Here is an 18,298-nt window from a genome sequence, read left to right as displayed (position 1 = left end):
CCATGGAACAACTTGCCATACTCTGGGACAGTACCGCACTGGCCCACTTCCATTTCCAACAGGTCATTATGATGGCGGTAGGCCTGTTATTGTTGTATCTGGCTATCGTCAAAAAATTCGAGCCGTTACTGCTGATCCCCATCGGCTTCGGGGCTATTCTGACCAATATCCCGCTAGCGGGTTTCTCCGAAGCAGAAGGTCTGCTGCACTATATCTATGCCGTGGGTATCGAAACCGGGGTGTTCCCGTTGCTTATTTTTATGGGCGTGGGGGCCATGACGGATTTTGGAGCCTTGATTGCCAATCCGCGCATGCTGTTACTGGGGGCCGCGGCGCAGTTTGGTATTTTTGCGACCTTATTTGGAGCTATTGCCTTAAACGCGGTGCCCGGCTTTGAGTTTACGCTGCAAGATGCCAGCGCCATTGCCATTATCGGCGGCGCCGACGGACCCACGGCTATCTTTCTGGCCTCCCGGCTGGCGCCAGATTTGTTAGGGGCGATTGCGGTAGCAGCTTATTCTTATATGGCGCTGGTGCCCATTATTCAGCCGCCTATCATGAAAGCTCTGACGACGCCGGCGCAACGCGAGATAAAGATGGAGCAATTACGGCATGTGTCGCAACGGGAAAAAATCATCTTCCCGCTGGCGGTTCTGATGCTGACCATTTTATTTCTGCCATCGGCCACGCCGCTGGTAGGTATGTTTTGTTTTGGTAATCTGATGAAAGAGTGTGGGGTGGTCGACCGGCTCAGCAGAACGGCGCAAAATGAACTTATTAATGTAGTGACCATCTTTTTAGGACTGGCGGTGGGCTCGAAGTTGTCTGCCGAGAAATTCTTAACGGTAGAGACCTTAGGTATTCTGGGGCTTGGCGCCGTCGCATTTGCGATTGGTACCGCTACCGGGGTACTGATGGCCAAACTAATGGCGCGTTTTTCGGCTTCACCCATCAATCCACTTATTGGCGCGGCCGGGGTCTCGGCCGTACCAATGGCGGCGCGGGTGGTGAATAAAGTTGGCTTGCAGGCGAACCCGCATAACTTTTTGCTGATGCATGCCATGGGACCCAATGTAGCCGGCGTACTGGGCTCGGCTGTGGCCGCCGGGGTATTACTGGCGCTGGTGGGTTAGTTCAGCTTTTGCTGAGGTACCAGCGACTGATACGCCATGATCAGCTTTTTGGTCATGGCGTGTTGGGGCCAGCGAAAAATCGTCTCGGTTTTGCCTGACTCCACAATCTGCCCATTTTCCATCACAATCACTTTATCCGCGATATGTCGCACAATACCCAGGTTGTGTGAGATAAAGATAAACGACAACCCCAGGTCCTTTTGCAGCATCAGTAACTGGTTAACCGTTTGCGACCGGATAGACGGATCGAGGGCGGCAAAAGGCTCATCGGCCACCAGAATTTTGGGCTGCAGCACCAGGGCTCTGGCCAGCGCAACCCGCTGCTGCTGGCCATCAGAAAGCATATGCCGATAAAAATACACATGGTCCCGTAACAGCCCCACTTTGTGCAAGGTGTCCTCAATGCGGGCGCGGCGCTCTTTTTCCGACAAGCGGGTATTCAACCGCAGGGGTTCATCTAGAATCATCCCCACTGTGATCCCAGGATTCATAGCCTCACTGCTGTGCTGGAAAATCATGCGGATGTCATTACAGCTATTATAACTTTTGGTGGCTTTGCGCTTGGCGGCATTGTAAATGGTATTGCTAAGATAAATTTCACCTTCATCCGCCGCCACCGCACCTACCAACATTTTTGCCAGCAACGATTTTCCAGCCCGGTTTTCGCCGATGATAGCGATGGTTTCTCCCCGATTCACCGTCAAATCAATTGGTCCCAGCGCAAAGATTTCAGGCTTTTTAAGCCAGCGTTTGCTGTCACTGTGGCGAAATATCAGCCCTTTAACATGCATCAGTTCCTTCATAATTTTTCCATATGCAGAGGAAAGTGGCAGCTGTAGGTATGGTCGTGAATGCGCCGTACCGCCGGCGTGATTACGCAGTCTTTTTGCGCTCTGGGGCAACGCGGGCCGAGACGACACCCAATGGGCACATGTTTAAGTGAAGGGATGGTGCCGTCCATATTAGGCAAAATACTTTTGGCGGTAAATCTTTTCGAAAGCTCGGCGCACTGTCCAGCAGGGCCTTGGTATAGGGGTGCAACGGCCGTTTACGCAGCATCTTCATACGGCCTGATTCCACACTCTGGCCGCAATACAGTACCGACATCGTATGCGCCATACTGGAGATGGCCAGTAAGTCATGGCTGATAAACAAAATGGATAGAGAACGGGTTTGATTCAGCCGGGTCAACAGCTTTAACACCTGAATCTTGGTGGTGGTTTCCATGCCCCGGGTCGGGTCATCCACAATTAATAATTTTGGCTGCGAGATTAGCGCCATGGCAAGCATAAACTTCTGGCCGATATCATTGGGAATCTGATGCGGATAGGCATTCAGATAATGCCGGTGATGCTTGATGCCGACCTTATGCACGGTTGAGATCGCTGCTTTGCGCCGTGAGGCTTTACGCTGCCAGAACCAGTTTCCCGACACCAGCTCATCAGGAATACTTTCTTCAAGCTGCTCACCCAGAGTCGCAGAAGGGTCCAATGCATTAATGGGATTTTGAAATACCACGGCAATATCCCGGCGCATAATTTCCCGTCGCTGCTCGGTCGACATGCTCAGCAGACTTTCACCATTCCAGCTCATGCGATCAGCGGTAAGGTGAAACTGCTCAGGCAGGGCGCCGGAGATCGCCGCGACAATCAGGCTTTTGCCCGAACCTGATTCGCCCACTAATGCCCGTATTTCGCCACTTTTAATGGTCAGGTTAACCCGATCCAGCGCTTTCACCCGACTGGTGCCGTTGTCTATTTCCAACGTGAGGTTTTTAATATCAAGCATTGGCATTAGCGACTGACCCTCTTACGTAGTGCCGAGCGTAAACCATCACCAACCACATTGATGGCCAGCACCATTAAAAAGATAGACAAGCCAGGCAGTGCAACGTTCCATGGTGCCAGATAGGCGACATCCAGACCATCGGCCAGAATAGCGCCTAACTCCGGCAGGGGCGGTTGTGCGCCCAGGTTCAAAAAGCCCAGCGCCGACACATCAATCACCGCAATGGATAAGGCCAGCGAGCCCTGAACCACCAGCATTTCAATCATATTGGGTAAAATGGAATGGCTGAACAACTGCCAGGCATTGGCCCCATCCAGGCGTGATGCCAGGATATATTCTTTTTTCATTTCACTGCGCACAAATGTGCGGGTGAAATGGATAAATTGCGGCGTCAGGGCCAGGGTAATGGCCCACATACTATTCACCAGACCGGTTCCGACAATGGCCACAATGATAATGGCAATCAGCAGGGTAGGAATTGCCATCAGTGCATCGAGCAGGTGATTAACAATACTGGAACGAACCCCACTCATCATGCCGGCGACGGTGCCGATAGTCACGCCTAACACCATCGCAATGATAACCAGTACCAGACTTGAACCAAAGGTGACCCGGCACCCATAAATAATTCGGGTAAAAACATCACGGCCCAGGGCATCGGTTCCAAACAGATGATCAATGGTGCCGTTGCGCTCCCAGCTAGGCGGGATCAATAAGGAATTCAGGTTTTGCTGAATCGGATCGTACGGGGCGACCAGGGGCGCAAACAAGGCAAAAAAGAAAAATATGGCTAAAACCACCAATCCGACAAACGCAATATGACTGGCACGAAACTCCCGCCACGTACGCTGCCAGGGGGATGGATGATGTTCTTCCTCGTAAAGACTAAACTGTGGCACGTTCGTATTTTTCCCTGCTCGGATCAATGATCCGGTTGAACAAATCAATGAGAATGGTCAGTGTAAATACCATAAATGCCACTGCCAGCATGCCAATGCGAAGCGCCGGATAGTCTCGCTGGTAAATAGCCTGAATCAGCCAGTTGCCAATGCCAGGCCAGGAAAACAGCGTCTCTACGATCATCGCGTTGGTGATAAGGGTGGTGATCTGAATCGCCATCAGCGGCAAAATTGGCAACAGCGCATTTCGCAAAATGTGACGAAAAAATATTTGTGATTGCGACAAACCGCGGGTACGGGCGGCGGCCACATACGGTTTATTAATGACATCGATAACCGAACGCCGGGTCAGGCGCACCATCGAGGCAATCGAGATCACACTGATGGCCAGTGTCGGCAACATCAAATGATGCAGCGCGTCCCGCAAGGCAAGGCTCCGGTTAATATTGTCAGCCAGCAAAATATCTACCAGAATAAAGCCGGTTTTAGGTGGGATATCAAACAGCAGACTGATACGGCCTGATAATGGCGCAATGTTCCATTCAAGGCTAAACATCAGGATAAACAACAAGGCCAGCCAGAATACCGGAAATGAATAGCCCACCATGCTGGCTGAGTTTATGGTGTAATCGGCGGTTGTGTAGCTACGCAAACCGGCATAACACCCCACCGGGATCCCAATAACGATGGCCAGCACCATGGCATAGGTGGCCAGTTCAATGGTCGCCGGCAAGGCCAGGCTAATTTCTTCGCTAAGGGGCAGCCCTGAGATAAAACTGTAGCCCCAGTTTCCTGACAGTAAATCGCCCAGGTAATGATAAAACTGCACCGCATAATTGGCGTCCAGCTGAAACTGGCGTGCCAGTGCTTCACGCTGAATATCGTTTTGTGGGGTGATGCCGGTCAGGTTGGTCAGCACATCCCCGGGAAATAAATACGCCAGCGAAAACGACAGAATCGCTAACACCAGCAGGGTCAGCACAAACAAGATGATATAACGCGCTAAAATTTGTATCACAGCTTTTTGGTTACCCCGCCAAATCGTATTCCACCATACGGGTTAATTTGCATGCCCTGCAACTCTTTACGATAGGCCTGATAGCGAAAGGCATGGGCGATAGGGACAATCGGGAGCTCTTTGAACAACAGACTATTAACGCGCTGGTAGATGGCCTTACGACGGGTCAAATCCTCTGTTTGCAGCGCCTCATTGATTAGCGCATCGTAGTTTTTGTTACACCACATGGCCCGGTTGGTGCCAGAAGGAATAGCGCCACAGCTTAGCAGGGGCCGGTAAAAGTTGTCCGGATCGCCGTTGTCTGCCGACCAGCCAATCAGCACAGAGTCATGTAAACCTTCGCGCAGATGTTTTCTGAAGGTGGTCCAGTCGTAGGTGACAATATTAACATTGATGCCGACATCGCCTAAGTAACGCTGGATGAGTTCGGCCATTTTAGCCGCGTTAGGATTGTAGGCCCGCTCGATAGGCATGGCCCAAATGGTCATGGTGAAACCAGGCTCTATGCCTGCTTCTGCAAGTAATTCACGGGCGATGACGGGGTTATACGCGGTATCTTCGGCATCGGCCTGGTAGGCCCAGCTGGCCGCTGGTAACAAACTGCGGGCGCGGGTGGCACTGTCAAAATAGACCGCCTCCAATAAGGTGTTTTTATCTATGGCGTAGGCTAGGGCGCGTCTTACATCGGGATCATCAAAAGGCGGGCGCTGGGTATTGAAGGCCCAGAACCCGATATTCAGGCCGGGTTTTTCTGCCAGTTCCAGCTCTTCACGTTCACGAATGATATCCAGCTCGGTCTGGGCGGGAAATGCAATGGCATCACATTCACCGGTAATCAGCTTTGCCAGCCGCAACGAGCTTTTGGGGGTAATATCGTAAATCAGCCGTTCTACCTGTGGTTTGGCCTTCCAGTGCTGAGGATGACTTTGATAACGGATATTATGATCTTTGCGATAGCTTTCGAATTTATAGGGGCCGGTACCAATCGGAAAATGGTCGAGCCGTTGCGGCGCCGCTTCCTGCATCAGTGATTCAGCGTATTCTGCCGATAAAATCACCGAAAAATCCGTGGCCAGATTGGCTAAAAAAGAACTGTCTCGCTGGGCCAGGGAAATTTCGATCCGATAGCCATTAATGCGTTTTACCTGCTTAATATTTTCAGCCAGTCCCAGACTTTCAAAATAGGGATAACGCCCGCCCGATATCTGATGGAAGGGGTGATCTGGTAAACGCCAGCGGTTCAGGCTGAAAATAACATCATCGGCATTGAAATTGCGGGTGGGAGTAAAGTAGTCGGTTTCGTGAAACTGCACATTTCGCCGCAGCTGAAAGGTATAGGTCAGACCGTCATCCGAGACTTTCCAGCTGCTGGCCAGACTGGGAATGATGCGTCCGGAGTCAGCATCAAAGTCGAGCAAGCGATCGTAAATCTGATGTGATGAAGCATCGGAAGTGGTGGAGGAAGTATCCAGCTGCGGGTTGAAATTAACCGGGTTACTTTCAGAGCAATACATGATGCCGCTCTGGTAAAACGCCTCTTTCGGTGGCTGACTGCACGCAGTTACCCCCAGCAGGGCCATCAGACTGATAAGCAAAACTTGAGGAGTTTTCATTATTGGTATCACAAGATTAGCTTCACTAGGCATCGACCGTCTCTGGAGCAGAGTCTAACAAATTGTATTTCTTAAGATAACCACGCAATTGATGATAGGTGAGCGATAATTTCTCAGCGGTCTTTTTTTGATTGTACTGGCTATCCGCCAGGGCCTGCTTAAGCATGTCGATTTCGTATTGCTGGGAACGCTCTTTTAAATCGATAGGATAATTGGCTGTGCGCGGCCCAGACTCTGGTGTAGGTGCCTGAGTCTCAGTAACGTTGTCTGCCTCGTTAACGGACGGCGGAGCCGGGGCTGAGCAGCGGTCCTGGGTTTTAATACGGCCAGTAGGCCGGAAGGGCGACTCAAAGGGGTCAAGAATAATCTCGTGCACCGGCAAGTGCGGGTTATTACACCGATACACCGCCCGTTCCACCACATTTTTAAGCTCGCGGATATTACCCGGCCAGGCATGCTCCAGTAAGGTTCGGCGCGCTCTTTCGGTAAAGCCGCTAAACAGTTCCATCTCCAGCTCGCGGGCCATATTTATGGCAAAATGCTCAGCCAGCATCAAAATATCATCCCGGCGTTCACGTAACGGCGGGATGGTTATAACATCAAAGGCCAGCCGGTCCAGCAAATCAGCCCGAAACTCGCCGGCCGCGGCCAGTGCCGGCAAGTCTTCATTAGTGGCGGCCACCAGACGAACATCGGTTTTGATGGTTTTGCTGCCACCCACCCGTTCAAATTCGCCGTACTCGATAACCCGCAGCAGCTTTTCCTGAATCAGCCCGGAGGTATTTGCCAGTTCATCTAAAAATAAGGTGCCATTGCTGGCGACTTCGAAGCGGCCCTCCCGACGCTTGGCGGCGCCGGTAAATGCCCCAGCTTCATAGCCAAATAGCTCACTTTCGAGCAGGTTTTCATTCAACGCTGCACAGTTAAGCTTTACATAGTTTTGATCCCAGCGCTGGGATAAAAAATGCAGCCGCGCGGCAACCAGTTCCTTGCCGGTCCCTCGTTCTCCGATAATGAGTACGGGTTTATTCAGCGGTGCCAGCTGTGAAATTTGTTCCAGTACTTCTAAAAAGCTGTTGGCCTGACCCAGTAAATTGTCAGATTGGCGAAATCTACTCATCTATATCCTCAAAGTTAGCCAATTCGACCAATTAATAGTGTAGATGAAAAACAAACCAGAAACGACGATTAATTGCACAATTAAAAGTCTTTCAATTCAGTAGGTTAAATTATTGGCTTAGGTGGCAAGCAAATTGAATAGTGTTATACCAGTAAGTGCATTAAGCACTATTCCTAACATGAGTCAGAGGAAATTTTATGGGTATCTTCTCGCGTTTCACCGATATAGTGAACTCAAATATTAATGCAATACTGGATAAAGCAGAAGATCCAGAAAAAATGGTGCGACTGATTATTCAGGAAATGGAAGACACGCTGGTTGAAGTACGTTCGGCATCGGCGAAAACACTGGCCAGTAAAAAAGAGATTTCTGCTCAGATAGCCAAGTATGAAGCAGATGCCAGTGACTGGTCTGCCAAAGCAGAACTGGCACTGAGTAAAGAACGCGAAGACCTGGCGCGGGCTGCGTTGCAGGAGCGTAAAAAGTCGGCCGAAGCAGCTCAGGCGCTTAGCCAGGAACTGCATGTAGTGGATGAGCAGATTAGCAAACTGCAGGAAGATATTGGTCAGTTGCAGGAAAAACTGGCCGACGCTAAAGCACGTCAGAAAACCATCCTGATGCGTCAGAAAACCGCCAGCTCGCGGCTTGAGGTTAAACGTACGCTGGATAGCAGTAAAGTTGATGCGGCGATGGGGCGTTTTGAACAGTATGAGCGTAAAATAGATGATCTGGAGTCGCAGGTTGATGCCTACGATTTAGGCAAAAAGACCCTCCAGGATGAGTTTGCTGATTTAGAGTCTGATGATAAGATTGATGAAGAATTAGCCGCTTTGAAAGCAAAAATTCAACAAAATAAGACAGCCGAATAAGCTGCCGGCCGTCGCCTGCCACTTTGCTCACAGTGGCAGGCCGGTTTGATCTGGTGAGCATTTCACCCGATATGGAGGAAAAATATGATGGATGAAGCAATTCTAGGACTGTTAATTACGCCTATCATCCTGTTCATGATTTTGGTGGCACCGATTTGGCTTATTTTGCATTATCGCAGTAAAAAGAATATCAATCAGGGGCTTAGTCAGGAAGAGCATGCGGCATTGGAAGAGCTGGTGAAAAAAGCGGACACCATGGCTGAACGCATCAAAACCCTTGAAGCCATCCTGGACAGTGAGGCTCCTGAGTGGAGAAACCGCGCATGAAGGTAAATCGTCAACTCTATCGCGATACCGAGCATGGCCAGATTGCTGGCGTATGTGCCGGGATAGCCAACTTTTTTGGTTTAGAGCGTTGGCTGGTTCGCATCCTGGTGGTTACGGCCTTTTTTCTGTTGGCAGGGCCGTTCATTTTTGTAGGTTACATTGCCTGCTGGTTTATCCTGGAGAAAAAACCCAAGCATCTGGATGCTGAGCCGATTTATAGCAACGGCCAAACCTCGGGGAAGGGCTGGCGCAATAGTCAAAGCCAGAATGAAAGTAGTGACCACGACAGCAGTGTGGAAGTGAAAACCAAGGTCTGGCAGGCTGGGCAGCCGCCCGGTCAGGTGCTGACCCGCTTAACCGAACGTTTTAGCGACAATGAACAGCGATTACGGAAAATGGAAAAACACGTAACCTCCCGTGAGTTTTTGCTGAATCGTGAGATTAATCGCCTGTAACGCTCAGGTAATAATAAAGACCGCCCCGGGCGGTTTTTTTATAAATATGACCTGTATCGCCTTGCGCAAAAGACCTGATTTTTAAAGCACTTCCCCATCGCTTGTAAAATAAATGTTACGCCAGGATGAAGCATTGAGTTTTTCAGATCACTGTTGTCTGCTGACGATTTCGATAAACTGATTCGTACCAATTATAGATTTATTTGAAAGGTTCGTAAGTATGGCAAAGTCAACTGGCTACAAGTCAAGAGAATCTGACGCTCAGGGCTATATACAGTGGAGCGATGAGGAAAATCAGATTTGGTCTGAGCTCTATGAACGTCAGGCGGGACTTATTCAGGGACGGGCCTGCCAGCAATACCATGATGGTCTGGAATACATCGGGCTGAGTGCGCATGAAATCCCGCAGTTACCCGATCTGAATAAGCGCTTGCAACAGGCAACGGGTTGGAAAACTGCCGAAGTACCGGCACTGATTAATTTTTCTGAATTTTTCCGGTTGCTGGCCAATAAAGAGTTTCCGGTCGCCACCTTCATCCGCACCCGGGAAGAATTTGACTATCTACAGGAGCCGGATATTTTTCACGAGGTGTATGGGCACTGCCCGTTACTGACCAACCCGGCTTTTGCCCACTTTACTCATACCTACGGCAAGCTGGGGCTTAATGCCAGTAAGGAAGATCGGGTCTATCTGGCGCGTTTGTACTGGTTCACGGTGGAGTTTGGTTTGGTCAATACCCAGGAGGGCCTGCGTATTTATGGTGGCGGTATTCTGTCTTCACCGGGAGAAACGGTGTACTCGCTGGAAAGTGATAAACCGGTACGTGCACCCCTGGACCCGGTGGACGCCCTGCGCACACCTTATCGCATAGATATTATGCAGCCGCTGTATTATATTTTGCCCGAATTTGACGATCTGTTTACGCTGGCTGAGCAGGACATTATGGCGCTGGTGGAAAAAGCAAAAACCATGGGCTTATTCGAGCCGCGCTTTCCTCCGAAAGACAAGCAGGCTAGCGGACAGAACTAAATCGTTTAAGACGAAAAAACGCTTCACATGTTACAGGCCTGTGATACTCTGTAAAATATACTTTACATGCAGAGTGAGCTATGCGTTTAGAAATATGCTGTCAGGACCGACTGGGAATTGCTCAGGACGTGCTGGATATCCTGGTCGCCCATGAAATCGATTTACGCGGTATTGAAATTGATGTGGGCGGCAAGATTTTTCTTAATTTTCCCAATATTGAATTCGCTGACTTTCAACATCTGATGCCAAAAATTCGTCGGATTGAAGGCATCGACGATGTTAAAACCACCCCTTTCATGCCGGCCGAGCGAGAGCGCAACCAGCTTTCGGCTATTTTACAAACTCTGCCTGATCCGGTGTTTTCGATTGATACCCGTGGCCACATTCTCATGTGTAACGAGGCGGTAACCAGTGGCCTGGAGCTGAGCCTGGCTGAGGTAAAACATACTGAGGTTGAAGAGTGGGTGACCGGCTTTAACTTTCAGCGCTGGATTGAAGCCGATGATATTCGACCGCAATCTATCAAGGTGCAGTTTATCCAGCAGGATTATCTGGCAGATGTATTGCCTATCCATGTCCCTGATGGCGAAGACGGCACGATCATCGCCGGGGCGGTGGTATTGCTTAAATCGGAAATGCGGCTGGGTCAGCAGTTTACGGCTTTCCATCAAAGCGACCCGGACAGTTTTGATCATTTCATTACCCATTCTCCGGCAATGACAAAAACGGTACGCGAAGCCCGCAAAATTGCGGACCTGGATGCGCCGATTCTGATCTTTGGTGAAACCGGTACCGGCAAGGAAATGATTGCCAAAGCTTGTCACCAGGCCAGTCGTCGAAATGAGGGAGCGTTTTTGGCGTTAAACTGCGCATCGTTACCAGACAGTGTGGCCGAAACCGAACTGTTTGGTTATGCCGCGGGGGCGTTCAATCAGCCCGAAGGCAAAGCCGGTTTGTTAGAGCTGGCGGCAGGTGGCACCTTACTGCTGGATGAAATTGCCGATATGTCGACCCAGCTGCAGGCCAAATTACTGCGGGTTATGGAGCATGGTGAATTCCGCCGGGTAGGGGATGACAACCCGGTGTGTATTGATGTGCGCTTTATCTGCACCACCTGCCGGGATCTGGGACAACTGGTAGAAGAAGGACAGTTTCGTAAAGAGTTGTACTACCGACTAAATGTGCTGAGTCTGGTCATGCCGTCTTTAAAAGAGCGCAAGCCGGATATTGTGCCACTGGCAGAAGCTTTTATTGTTCAGCATAGCTCGAAGCTGGGCCGGCGGCCGGCCAAGCTCAGTAAATCCTGTGTGGAGTTTTTACAGCAATATCCATGGCCGGGTAATGTCAGACAGTTGCAAAATGCCTTGTTCCGGGCCTTGTCTCTGCTCGATGGCAAAGAAATCACAAAAGAAGATATCCAGCTGCCCAGTTGTGCCCCCAGCATGACCTACATCGATGAAAACTTTGAAGGCACGCTGGATGAGGAAGTGAAAAAATTTGAGCGGGATTTGTTGCGGCGTCTTTATCCTTCTTATCCCAGTACCCGCCAGTTGGCTAAAAAACTGGGCCTGAGTCATACCGCGATTGCCAATAAGTTACGGGACTATGGCATCAATAAAGCCACTGTAAAGTTTTAATTCCGCAGTAGTCAGTTTTGCTTTACGCCTGTCGCCCCACGACAGGCGTTCTACACCACTCTATTTGCTACTTTTATCAGGTGGCAAATTTTCTATACACCTATACCGTCCTTGACCCCTTGTCTATTCGCAGCAAAAACTTTTCAGCATCGTTATTTTGGTGTTTAGTGTGTAAATACATTGTAAATAATTAAGGCGTTATTATGTCTCAGGAACAGGCTAAAACTGATTTTTCTTACAACCCATTGGGTACCGACGGCTTCGAGTTTGTGGAATACACCGCCGCCGATAAGGCTGGTATTGATGCATTAAAGCAGCTGTTCTCCTCCTTAGGCTTTGCCGAGGTAGCCAAACACAAATCCAAAGAGGTTTGGCTGTACAAGCAAAACGATATTAATTTTATCGTGAATGCAGAGCCGACTTCGCAGGCTGCTGAGTTTGCGCGGCTACGGGGCCCGAGTGTTTGCGGGATGGCCTTTAGAGTGCAAGACGCTGCCAAGGCCTTAAACCATGCCCTGGAAAATGGGGCGAAGCGATTTACCGGTAACTTAGGTCCCATGGAGCTTAATATCCCGGCGGTTTACGGTATTGGTGAAAGTACCCTGTATTTTGTCGATCGTTATCAGGACGGCAATATCTATGAAGTGGACTTTCACTTTTATGATGATGCGTCTGAGCGTATGGGCAAAGCGAATGCGGGTCTGACGGTGGTGGATCATCTGACGCACAATGTGCGTCGCGGTAATATGGCCGTGTGGGCCAACTTTTACGAACGTCTGGGTAATTTCAGAGAAATCCGCTATTTCGACATTGAAGGCAAACTTACCGGGTTGGTCAGTAAAGCCATGACATCTCCGTGTGGCAAGATTCGTATCCCTATCAATGAATCGTCTGACGATAAATCACAAATCGAAGAATTTATTCGCGAATACAATGGCGAAGGCATTCAGCATATCGCGATGACGTCAGATGATATTTACCAGACCGTGGCGGATTTGAAGCAACGTGGCATGAAGTTTATGCACACGCCGGACACTTACTACGAAGCCGTCAATGATCGGGTAGAAGGACACACAGAAGATTTGGAAAAGCTGCAGGATTTGAAGATACTGATTGATGGCGCGCCCATGAAAGACGGTATTTTGCTGCAAATTTTCACTGATACCGTCATCGGTCCGGTGTTTTTTGAAATTATTCAGCGAAAAGGCAACGAAGGTTTTGGTGAAGGCAACTTCAAGGCATTGTTTGAGTCCATTGAAGAAGACCAAATCCGTCGTGGCGTAATCACCCAAGAGCAGCAAGATGCGTAACTGGGTTCGGTTTCCTACCGCGCAGGGCACCCATTCACGCCAGGCCCATGCTGATTTTCCCGAAGAGGGCATTTATGAGCGTGAGCTTGGCCGCAATGGCTTTTTCGGCCCTGCCACACACATGCACCATAAACACGCCCCTACCGGGTGGACCGAGTGGGAAGGACCGTTGCGGCCCCGGGCATTTGATCTGAATCAATTAGCGAGTACCGATCATAAACCGGATTGTGACAGCCCGTTCAATGCGCCGCTTATCCTGAGCAATGCCCATTGCCAGTACCGGTTGTGGCATTGCAACAAAGCGATGACAAAACTGGCCCGCAACGCCGACGGCGATGAATTATTGTTTATCCACGAAGGGGAAGGTGAGCTTTTCTGTGACTACGGCCATCTGCATGTACGCGATGGCGACTATGTGGTCATTCCCCGTTCTACCATGTGGCGTCTGGTACCGTCGACAGCGATGCAGGTGCTGATGATTGAAGCCACCAATGATGCCTACCAGTTACCGGAAAAAGGGATGGTGGGAGGTCATGCTATCTTCGACCCTGCGGTGCTTGATACCCCCCAAATCAACGATGTTTTTCTGGACCAGCAGGATGAAAACCGCTGGCAGGTAGAAGTTAAGCGCCATCAGCAATGTTCGTTGATTACCTATCCGTACAATCCGTTGGATGCCATCGGCTGGCACGGCGACCTGTCTGTGGTAAGACTGAACTGGCGGGATATCCGGCCATTGATGAGTCATCGCTATCATTTACCGCCTTCTGCGCATACCACCTTTGTGGCGGCCCGTTTTGTGGTCTGTACCTTTGTGCCCCGACCGATAGAATCGGACCCCGGCGCGCTGAAAGTCCCGTTTTATCATAACAACGATGATTATGATGAAGTGCTGTTTTATCACGCCGGTGACTTTTTTAGTCGCGATAACATCGAAAAAGGCATGGTCACGTTTCATCCAGCCGGGTTTACCCACGGCCCGCACCCAAAAGCCTTTGCGGCCGGCCGGGCCCATAAAAAAACCTTTACCGATGAAGTCGCGGTAATGCTGGACACCCGTGATGCGCTTACCGCAGGCCCGGCCGCTTACGCGGTTGAAAACCCGGAATATGTTTATAGCTGGCGCGAAAAATAGCGCCAGAGGAGAAAGATACCTATGAAGTTAGCAACCTATAAAAATGATACCCGCGACGGCCAGCTAATGCTGGTTTCCCGGGATTTAGCGGTAACCTGCGCGGTACCGGATATCGCCGCCACCATGCAACATTTGCTGGATAACTGGCATCAGCTTGAAGGACCACTTCGCCAGCGCTACGAAGCCTTAAATGATCGTCAAACCGATCATGAAGAGTTTGTTCAAAGCCGGTGTGAATCGCCGCTGCCCAGAGCGTATCAATGGGCCGATGGCAGTGCTTATGTAAACCATGTGGAACTGGTGCGCAAAGCCCGGGGCGCGGAAATGCCAGAAAGCTTCTGGAGCGATCCCCTGATGTATCAGGGCGGCAGTGACGACTTTATCGGCCCCTGTGACGATATCTTATTGCCCAGTGATGAGTGGGGTGTGGATTTTGAAGGCGAGGTGGCAGTGGTCACTGATGATGTGCCTATGCAATGTTCTGCAGCAGACGCCGCCAGCCGCATTCGATTAATTATGCTGGTGAATGACGTGTCTTTACGTGGCTTGATCCCAGGAGAACTAGCCAAAGGGTTTGGTTTTTTCCAGTCAAAACCCGCCTCCAGCTTTTCACCGGTGGCGGTGACACCCGATGAGCTTGGTGATGCCTGGCATGACAACAAAGTACACCTGCCGTTGCGCTCTACTTATAATGGTCAGTTGTTCGGTAAGCCTGAAGCCGGCGAGGATATGACCTTTGATTTTGGCCAGTTGATTAGCCATGCTGCCAAAAGCCGTAATCTTGGTGCCGGAGCCATCATTGGCTCAGGAACGGTCTCCAATAAACAGGGCACCGAACATGGTTCAGCAGTAGAAGATGGCGGGTTGGGTTATTCGTGTCTGGCCGAGGTGCGCATGATCGAAACCATCCGTGATGGCAAACCCAAAACCCCGTTCATGCAATTTGGTGACAAAATCAAAATTGAGATGCTGGATACCGCCGGCAACAATATTTTTGGCACCATTGAACAGCAACTTAAACCGCACAAAAAATAAGTAAAGAAGGCACCTGTTTATGGCGTTAAAACTGTATGGATACTGGCGTTCTACTGCCAGTTACCGGGTTCGCATTGCCCTGAACCTGAAACAGCTTGAGTATGAATATGTGCCCATTCACCTTGTGAACCAGGGCGGCGAGCAGCATCAACAGCACTATTTGCAGCTCAACCCTGCCGCGCTGGTACCCACTTTGGCGGACGATGATGAGGACATCATCTTAAATCAATCTCTTAGCATTATTGAATATCTTGACGAGCGATATGATCAGGGCACCAGGTTGTTGCCTTGCCATACGCTGGAAAAGGCCAGGGTGCGGGCATTAGCGCAGGACATTGCCTGTGATATTCAGCCGTTAGGGAATTTGCGGGTTATGCAGGCACTGGAAACGCAGTTTGGGGTGGCGAAACCCGAGCAGCTAAAGTGGGCCGCCCACTGGATCCATAAAGGCTTTAGTGCGCTGGAGCAACGCCTGGCCACTCAGTCCGGCAACTACTGTTTTGATTTTGCCGTCTCGCTGGCGGATGTGTGTCTGGTCCCGCAGGCTTACAACGCTAAACGCTTTGGTATCAATCTGGAAACCTATCCACAAATTCATAAAGTGGTCAGCAATTGCGAACAACTTGAGGCCTTTGTGGCGGCACGGCCTGAAAATCAGCCCGACGCGCCGCCCGGGTCGTAACGCATGATGCGTGCTGTTATTGTTGTTTGATCGGAAGCTCAGTGGTGTTTTTAACCTGTTTTAACGCAAAGGTGGAGCTTAAGTGGTCTACCAACGGCAAATGGGTCAGCTTGGCTTTTAGCAAGGTTTCGTATTCTTCAATACTTTCTACCACCACTTTGAGCAGGTAATCCTTCTCACCACTGGTGGTATGACATTCCACGATTTCATCCACTGACTGCACGGCCTGTTCAAAGTCAGTCAGTGAGTCCCCATCATGATTCTTTAAGGTTACAAAAATAAATACAGAAACACCGAGATTCAGCTTTTTACTATTGAGTAAAGTCACTTTGCCCAGGATTATGCCCTCGGCTTCCATTCGCTTTACACGGCGCCAGCAGGGGGTGTGCGAGAGACCTACTTTCTGACTAAGGTCAGCCATAGATACGGTGGCATCGCACTGCAAGACCCGCAAAATTTCGCGGTCAAATTTATCTAATTTCATTCTAGTCTGGTCCAACCAATTATGATGTTCATTATACAATAAAAAACTTTATAGGATAAACGTCCTAGCGGATATTCAATTGTAGAAAAATTATCTCACGGTGTTAAAACCATTAACAAACTTCGCAAGGCATATCCTCCGTGCTTTTCGCTATCATTGCGTAAACTAAATTCTACATATTAGAGGGTCTATGGCGGTTTTCGATCACCCAGAGTTTGATAAACACGAGCACGTAGCATTTTATCACGATGAAGAGGCCGGCCTGAGTGCCATTATTGCCGTTCACAATACCAACCTGGGCCCGGCCCTGGGTGGGTGCCGGATGTGGCCCTATATTAATAGTTCCGAAGCGTTAACGGATGTGCTGCGTTTATCCAAAGGCATGACCTATAAAGCGGCGATGGCCAATTTAAATCTTGGCGGCGGAAAATCTGTTATCATCGGCGACCCTCGTAAAGCCAAAACACCAGAAATGATGACCGCCATGGGCAAATTCGTCGACTCTTTAGGAGGTAAATATTTTACCGCAGAAGACTCTGGTATCGCGGTGACGGATCTGCAAATCATGGCCGAAGAGTCTGAGTATATCGCCGGGGTCAAAGCGCAATATCATATCGCCGGCGAAAAGCCCGACGGCAACCCGGCGCCCTCCACCGCTTATGGGGTGTTTGTGGGTTTGCGTGAAGCGGTTCAGTACAAGTTGAACCGGGATCTGCAGGGCGTAAAGGTGGCGATTCAAGGCATGGGTCATGTGGGCTACCGTTTAGCTAAGCATTTAAAAGATGCGGGCGCCGAATTATTTGTTACCGACATTTATCCTGAAGGTGTGGAGCGGGCCGTTACTGAACTGGGTGCGACTGCCGTGGCACCCGAAGAGATTTATACGTTGGATGTGGATGTGGTGGCGCCTTGCGCCATGGGTGCCTCAATCAATGATGAGACCTTGCCAACCATCAAGGCAAAAGTGATTGCCGGTGCGGCCAATAATCAGCTGGCACGTGAAGAGCTGGGCGATATTTTGCAGCAGCAAGGCATCTTATATGCCCCCGATTACGTAATTAATGCAGGCGGCGTTATCGATATCTATCATCAGCGTATGGAGAGCTCGTCTGATTCGGCGATGCGCGAACATATTGAGCGTATTGGCGAGACCCTGAATGAAATCTTCACCCGAGCTGATAAGGAACAAAAAGCCACTAACCGGGTTGCCAATGTGATTGCCGAAGAGCGATTTGCAATCAAGGGTTGAAACTTAGTAAACAAGACGTCATAATGCGCGCCGCTGGTTAGGAAGCGAATGCTTTCAAACCAGCGTTTCAATGGTGGGCTTTTGGTCCTCTTGCAGTGATACTTTGTGAACTCGGTCAGGCCTGGAAGGGAGCAGCCGCAGCAGACGACTCATGTGCCGAGATGTGGCTGGAAGCCCGCCACCCACCTTTTCTATTTTTTCTCCTGTGGTTGGCTCTTAAGAAAACCCACTGCCTTTTCAACCGCATGGCTCACATTCATTTCCATTTGACGACGCTCACTTTGTGGCAGATAAAACGCCATATCTACCTCATAGCGAATGTAGCGGGGCGGAACCTGGTTTAGCGCCAGACAACAGATGTCAGCCAGATAATCCGCCGAGTAAAGTTTGTCCAGGCCTTTTTGTTCAATGTGTTCAGTGACCAGATGCTCATAATAATTGTGAATATCATCATGCAACTTCATTGCGCGCTTCCCTGTTAATTATTTGTTAGTTCAAAGCCTCATTCTTGTAT

General features: G+C 50.0%; 18 protein-coding genes, 1 other RNA gene and 1 pseudogene. 12 read left to right on the top strand and 8 right to left on the bottom strand.

Annotated elements, in window-relative coordinates; all coding sequences use genetic code 11:
• Nucleotides 1-2 precede the first annotated feature (2 nt).
• Nucleotides 3-1,133, top strand: coding sequence for a sodium ion-translocating decarboxylase subunit beta (locus IT774_RS12135; RefSeq protein ID WP_195809999.1), 1,131 nt, complete (start codon nt 3-5; stop codon nt 1,131-1,133).
• On the opposite strand, the gene IT774_RS12130 is transcribed toward IT774_RS12135, so the two are convergent.
• The 6 genes and pseudogenes from IT774_RS12130 to pspF all read right to left on the bottom strand — a co-directional run bounded on the left by IT774_RS12130 (nt 1,130) and on the right by pspF (nt 7,571).
• Complete coding sequence (locus tag IT774_RS12130; protein WP_195809998.1) at nt 1,130-1,936, bottom strand: ATP-binding cassette domain-containing protein; 807 nt, start codon at nt 1,934-1,936, stop codon at nt 1,130-1,132. The two genes, IT774_RS12135 and IT774_RS12130, sit on opposite strands and share 4 nt — an antisense overlap.
• Nucleotides 1,933-2,927: pseudogene (locus IT774_RS12125) on the bottom strand (oligopeptide/dipeptide ABC transporter ATP-binding protein). The gene IT774_RS12130 and the pseudogene IT774_RS12125 overlap by 4 nt, the downstream one beginning before the upstream one ends.
• Nucleotides 2,927-3,820: an ABC transporter permease subunit gene (locus tag IT774_RS12120; RefSeq protein WP_195809997.1), complete on the bottom strand. Its 894-nt coding sequence runs from the start codon at nt 3,818-3,820 to the stop codon at nt 2,927-2,929. The pseudogene IT774_RS12125 and the gene IT774_RS12120 overlap by 1 nt, the downstream one beginning before the upstream one ends.
• On the bottom strand, nt 3,807-4,838 hold the full coding sequence (locus IT774_RS12115) for an ABC transporter permease (protein WP_195809996.1): 1,032 nt from the start codon (nt 4,836-4,838) through the stop codon (nt 3,807-3,809). Before IT774_RS12115 ends, IT774_RS12120 begins: the two co-directional genes overlap by 14 nt.
• Nucleotides 4,835-6,418, bottom strand: a complete 1,584-nt coding sequence (gene sapA / locus IT774_RS12110; protein WP_408641218.1) for an ABC transporter substrate-binding protein SapA — start codon at nt 6,416-6,418, stop codon at nt 4,835-4,837. Before sapA ends, IT774_RS12115 begins: the two co-directional genes overlap by 4 nt.
• A 58-nt stretch (nt 6,419-6,476) precedes the next feature.
• On the bottom strand, nt 6,477-7,571 hold the full coding sequence (gene pspF, locus IT774_RS12105; RefSeq protein ID WP_195809994.1) for a phage shock protein operon transcriptional activator: 1,095 nt from the start codon (nt 7,569-7,571) through the stop codon (nt 6,477-6,479).
• Between the two features lie 197 nt (nt 7,572-7,768).
• Between pspF and pspA the strand changes: the two genes are divergently transcribed.
• The 9 genes from pspA to maiA all read left to right on the top strand — a co-directional run bounded on the left by pspA (nt 7,769) and on the right by maiA (nt 16,051).
• Nucleotides 7,769-8,440: a phage shock protein PspA gene (gene pspA, locus IT774_RS12100; RefSeq protein ID WP_195809993.1), complete on the top strand. Its 672-nt coding sequence runs from the start codon at nt 7,769-7,771 to the stop codon at nt 8,438-8,440.
• An 87-nt stretch (nt 8,441-8,527) separates the two neighbouring features.
• The gene (pspB, locus tag IT774_RS12095) at nt 8,528-8,767 is read left to right on the top strand and encodes an envelope stress response membrane protein PspB (RefSeq protein ID WP_195812288.1); all 240 of its coding nucleotides are present in this window, start codon (nt 8,528-8,530) and stop codon (nt 8,765-8,767) included.
• Nucleotides 8,764-9,222: an envelope stress response membrane protein PspC gene (pspC, locus tag IT774_RS12090; protein WP_195809992.1), complete on the top strand. Its 459-nt coding sequence runs from the start codon at nt 8,764-8,766 to the stop codon at nt 9,220-9,222. Before pspB ends, pspC begins: the two co-directional genes overlap by 4 nt.
• A gap of 220 nt (nt 9,223-9,442) precedes the next feature.
• The gene (gene phhA / locus IT774_RS12085) at nt 9,443-10,252 is read left to right on the top strand and encodes a phenylalanine 4-monooxygenase (protein WP_195809991.1); all 810 of its coding nucleotides are present in this window, start codon (nt 9,443-9,445) and stop codon (nt 10,250-10,252) included.
• Nucleotides 10,253-10,332: 80 nt separating this feature from the next.
• Nucleotides 10,333-11,889: a transcriptional regulator TyrR gene (gene tyrR, locus IT774_RS12080; RefSeq protein ID WP_195809990.1), complete on the top strand. Its 1,557-nt coding sequence runs from the start codon at nt 10,333-10,335 to the stop codon at nt 11,887-11,889.
• Nucleotides 11,890-12,092: 203 nt separating this feature from the next.
• Entirely contained in the window at nt 12,093-13,199 is a 1,107-nt protein-coding gene (hppD, locus tag IT774_RS12075) for a 4-hydroxyphenylpyruvate dioxygenase (RefSeq protein ID WP_195809989.1), read from the top strand.
• Nucleotides 13,192-14,334, top strand: a complete 1,143-nt coding sequence (locus IT774_RS12070; RefSeq protein ID WP_195809988.1) for a homogentisate 1,2-dioxygenase — start codon at nt 13,192-13,194, stop codon at nt 14,332-14,334. Before hppD ends, IT774_RS12070 begins: the two co-directional genes overlap by 8 nt.
• Before the next feature lie 21 nt (nt 14,335-14,355).
• Nucleotides 14,356-15,369 (top strand): fumarylacetoacetate hydrolase family protein, encoded by a 1,014-nt coding sequence (locus IT774_RS12065; RefSeq protein ID WP_195809987.1) that lies wholly within the window; start codon nt 14,356-14,358, stop codon nt 15,367-15,369.
• 19 nt (nt 15,370-15,388) lie between these two features.
• Entirely contained in the window at nt 15,389-16,051 is a 663-nt protein-coding gene (gene maiA / locus IT774_RS12060; RefSeq protein WP_195809986.1) for a maleylacetoacetate isomerase, read from the top strand.
• 16 nt (nt 16,052-16,067) lie between these two features.
• Here the strand turns inward: maiA and IT774_RS12055 are convergent, their stop codons facing one another.
• On the bottom strand, nt 16,068-16,535 hold the full coding sequence (locus IT774_RS12055) for an Lrp/AsnC family transcriptional regulator (RefSeq protein ID WP_195809985.1): 468 nt from the start codon (nt 16,533-16,535) through the stop codon (nt 16,068-16,070).
• 190 nt (nt 16,536-16,725) lie between these two features.
• Here IT774_RS12055 and IT774_RS12050 point away from each other — a divergent pair, with 190 nt between their 5' ends.
• Both IT774_RS12050 and ffs read left to right on the top strand, forming a co-directional pair.
• Entirely contained in the window at nt 16,726-17,784 is a 1,059-nt protein-coding gene (locus tag IT774_RS12050) for a Glu/Leu/Phe/Val dehydrogenase (protein WP_195809984.1), read from the top strand.
• 79 nt (nt 17,785-17,863) lie between these two features.
• Nucleotides 17,864-17,960: signal recognition particle sRNA small type (gene ffs / locus IT774_RS12045), an RNA gene on the top strand.
• A gap of 15 nt (nt 17,961-17,975) precedes the next feature.
• Here ffs and IT774_RS12040 read toward each other — a convergent pair.
• A complete protein-coding gene (locus tag IT774_RS12040; RefSeq protein WP_195809983.1) occupies nt 17,976-18,248 on the bottom strand; it encodes a late competence development ComFB family protein in 273 nt (90 codons plus the stop codon).
• Between the last annotated feature and the right edge of the window lie 50 nt (nt 18,249-18,298).

It is taken from the genome of Salinimonas marina (assembly GCF_015644725.1).
In the GTDB taxonomy this organism is placed as follows: Bacteria; Pseudomonadota; Gammaproteobacteria; order Enterobacterales; family Alteromonadaceae; genus Alteromonas.
The sequence above is the reverse complement of the archived record's forward strand: the minus strand, read 5'-3'. Positions and strand labels throughout refer to the sequence as shown.

What these genes read in the sequence shown, in the direction of transcription:
- IT774_RS12135 (WP_195809999.1), top strand. Translation starts at nt 3, where the DNA reads ATGGAACAACTTGCCATACTCTGGGACAGTACCGCACTGGCCCACTTC.
- IT774_RS12130 (WP_195809998.1), bottom strand. Translation starts at nt 1,936, where the DNA reads ATGAAGGAACTGATGCATGTTAAAGGGCTGATATTTCGCCACAGTGAC.
- sapA (WP_408641218.1), bottom strand. Translation starts at nt 6,418, where the DNA reads ATGGCCCTGCTGGGGGTAACTGCGTGCAGTCAGCCACCGAAAGAGGCG.
- pspF (WP_195809994.1), bottom strand. Translation starts at nt 7,571, where the DNA reads ATGAGTAGATTTCGCCAATCTGACAATTTACTGGGTCAGGCCAACAGC.
- pspA (WP_195809993.1), top strand. Translation starts at nt 7,769, where the DNA reads ATGGGTATCTTCTCGCGTTTCACCGATATAGTGAACTCAAATATTAAT.
- pspB (WP_195812288.1), top strand. Translation starts at nt 8,528, where the DNA reads ATGGATGAAGCAATTCTAGGACTGTTAATTACGCCTATCATCCTGTTC.
- pspC (WP_195809992.1), top strand. Translation starts at nt 8,764, where the DNA reads ATGAAGGTAAATCGTCAACTCTATCGCGATACCGAGCATGGCCAGATT.
- phhA (WP_195809991.1), top strand. Translation starts at nt 9,443, where the DNA reads ATGGCAAAGTCAACTGGCTACAAGTCAAGAGAATCTGACGCTCAGGGC.
- tyrR (WP_195809990.1), top strand. Translation starts at nt 10,333, where the DNA reads ATGCGTTTAGAAATATGCTGTCAGGACCGACTGGGAATTGCTCAGGAC.
- hppD (WP_195809989.1), top strand. Translation starts at nt 12,093, where the DNA reads ATGTCTCAGGAACAGGCTAAAACTGATTTTTCTTACAACCCATTGGGT.
- IT774_RS12070 (WP_195809988.1), top strand. Translation starts at nt 13,192, where the DNA reads ATGCGTAACTGGGTTCGGTTTCCTACCGCGCAGGGCACCCATTCACGC.
- IT774_RS12065 (WP_195809987.1), top strand. Translation starts at nt 14,356, where the DNA reads ATGAAGTTAGCAACCTATAAAAATGATACCCGCGACGGCCAGCTAATG.
- maiA (WP_195809986.1), top strand. Translation starts at nt 15,389, where the DNA reads ATGGCGTTAAAACTGTATGGATACTGGCGTTCTACTGCCAGTTACCGG.
- IT774_RS12055 (WP_195809985.1), bottom strand. Translation starts at nt 16,535, where the DNA reads ATGAAATTAGATAAATTTGACCGCGAAATTTTGCGGGTCTTGCAGTGC.
- IT774_RS12050 (WP_195809984.1), top strand. Translation starts at nt 16,726, where the DNA reads ATGGCGGTTTTCGATCACCCAGAGTTTGATAAACACGAGCACGTAGCA.
- IT774_RS12040 (WP_195809983.1), bottom strand. Translation starts at nt 18,248, where the DNA reads ATGAAGTTGCATGATGATATTCACAATTATTATGAGCATCTGGTCACT.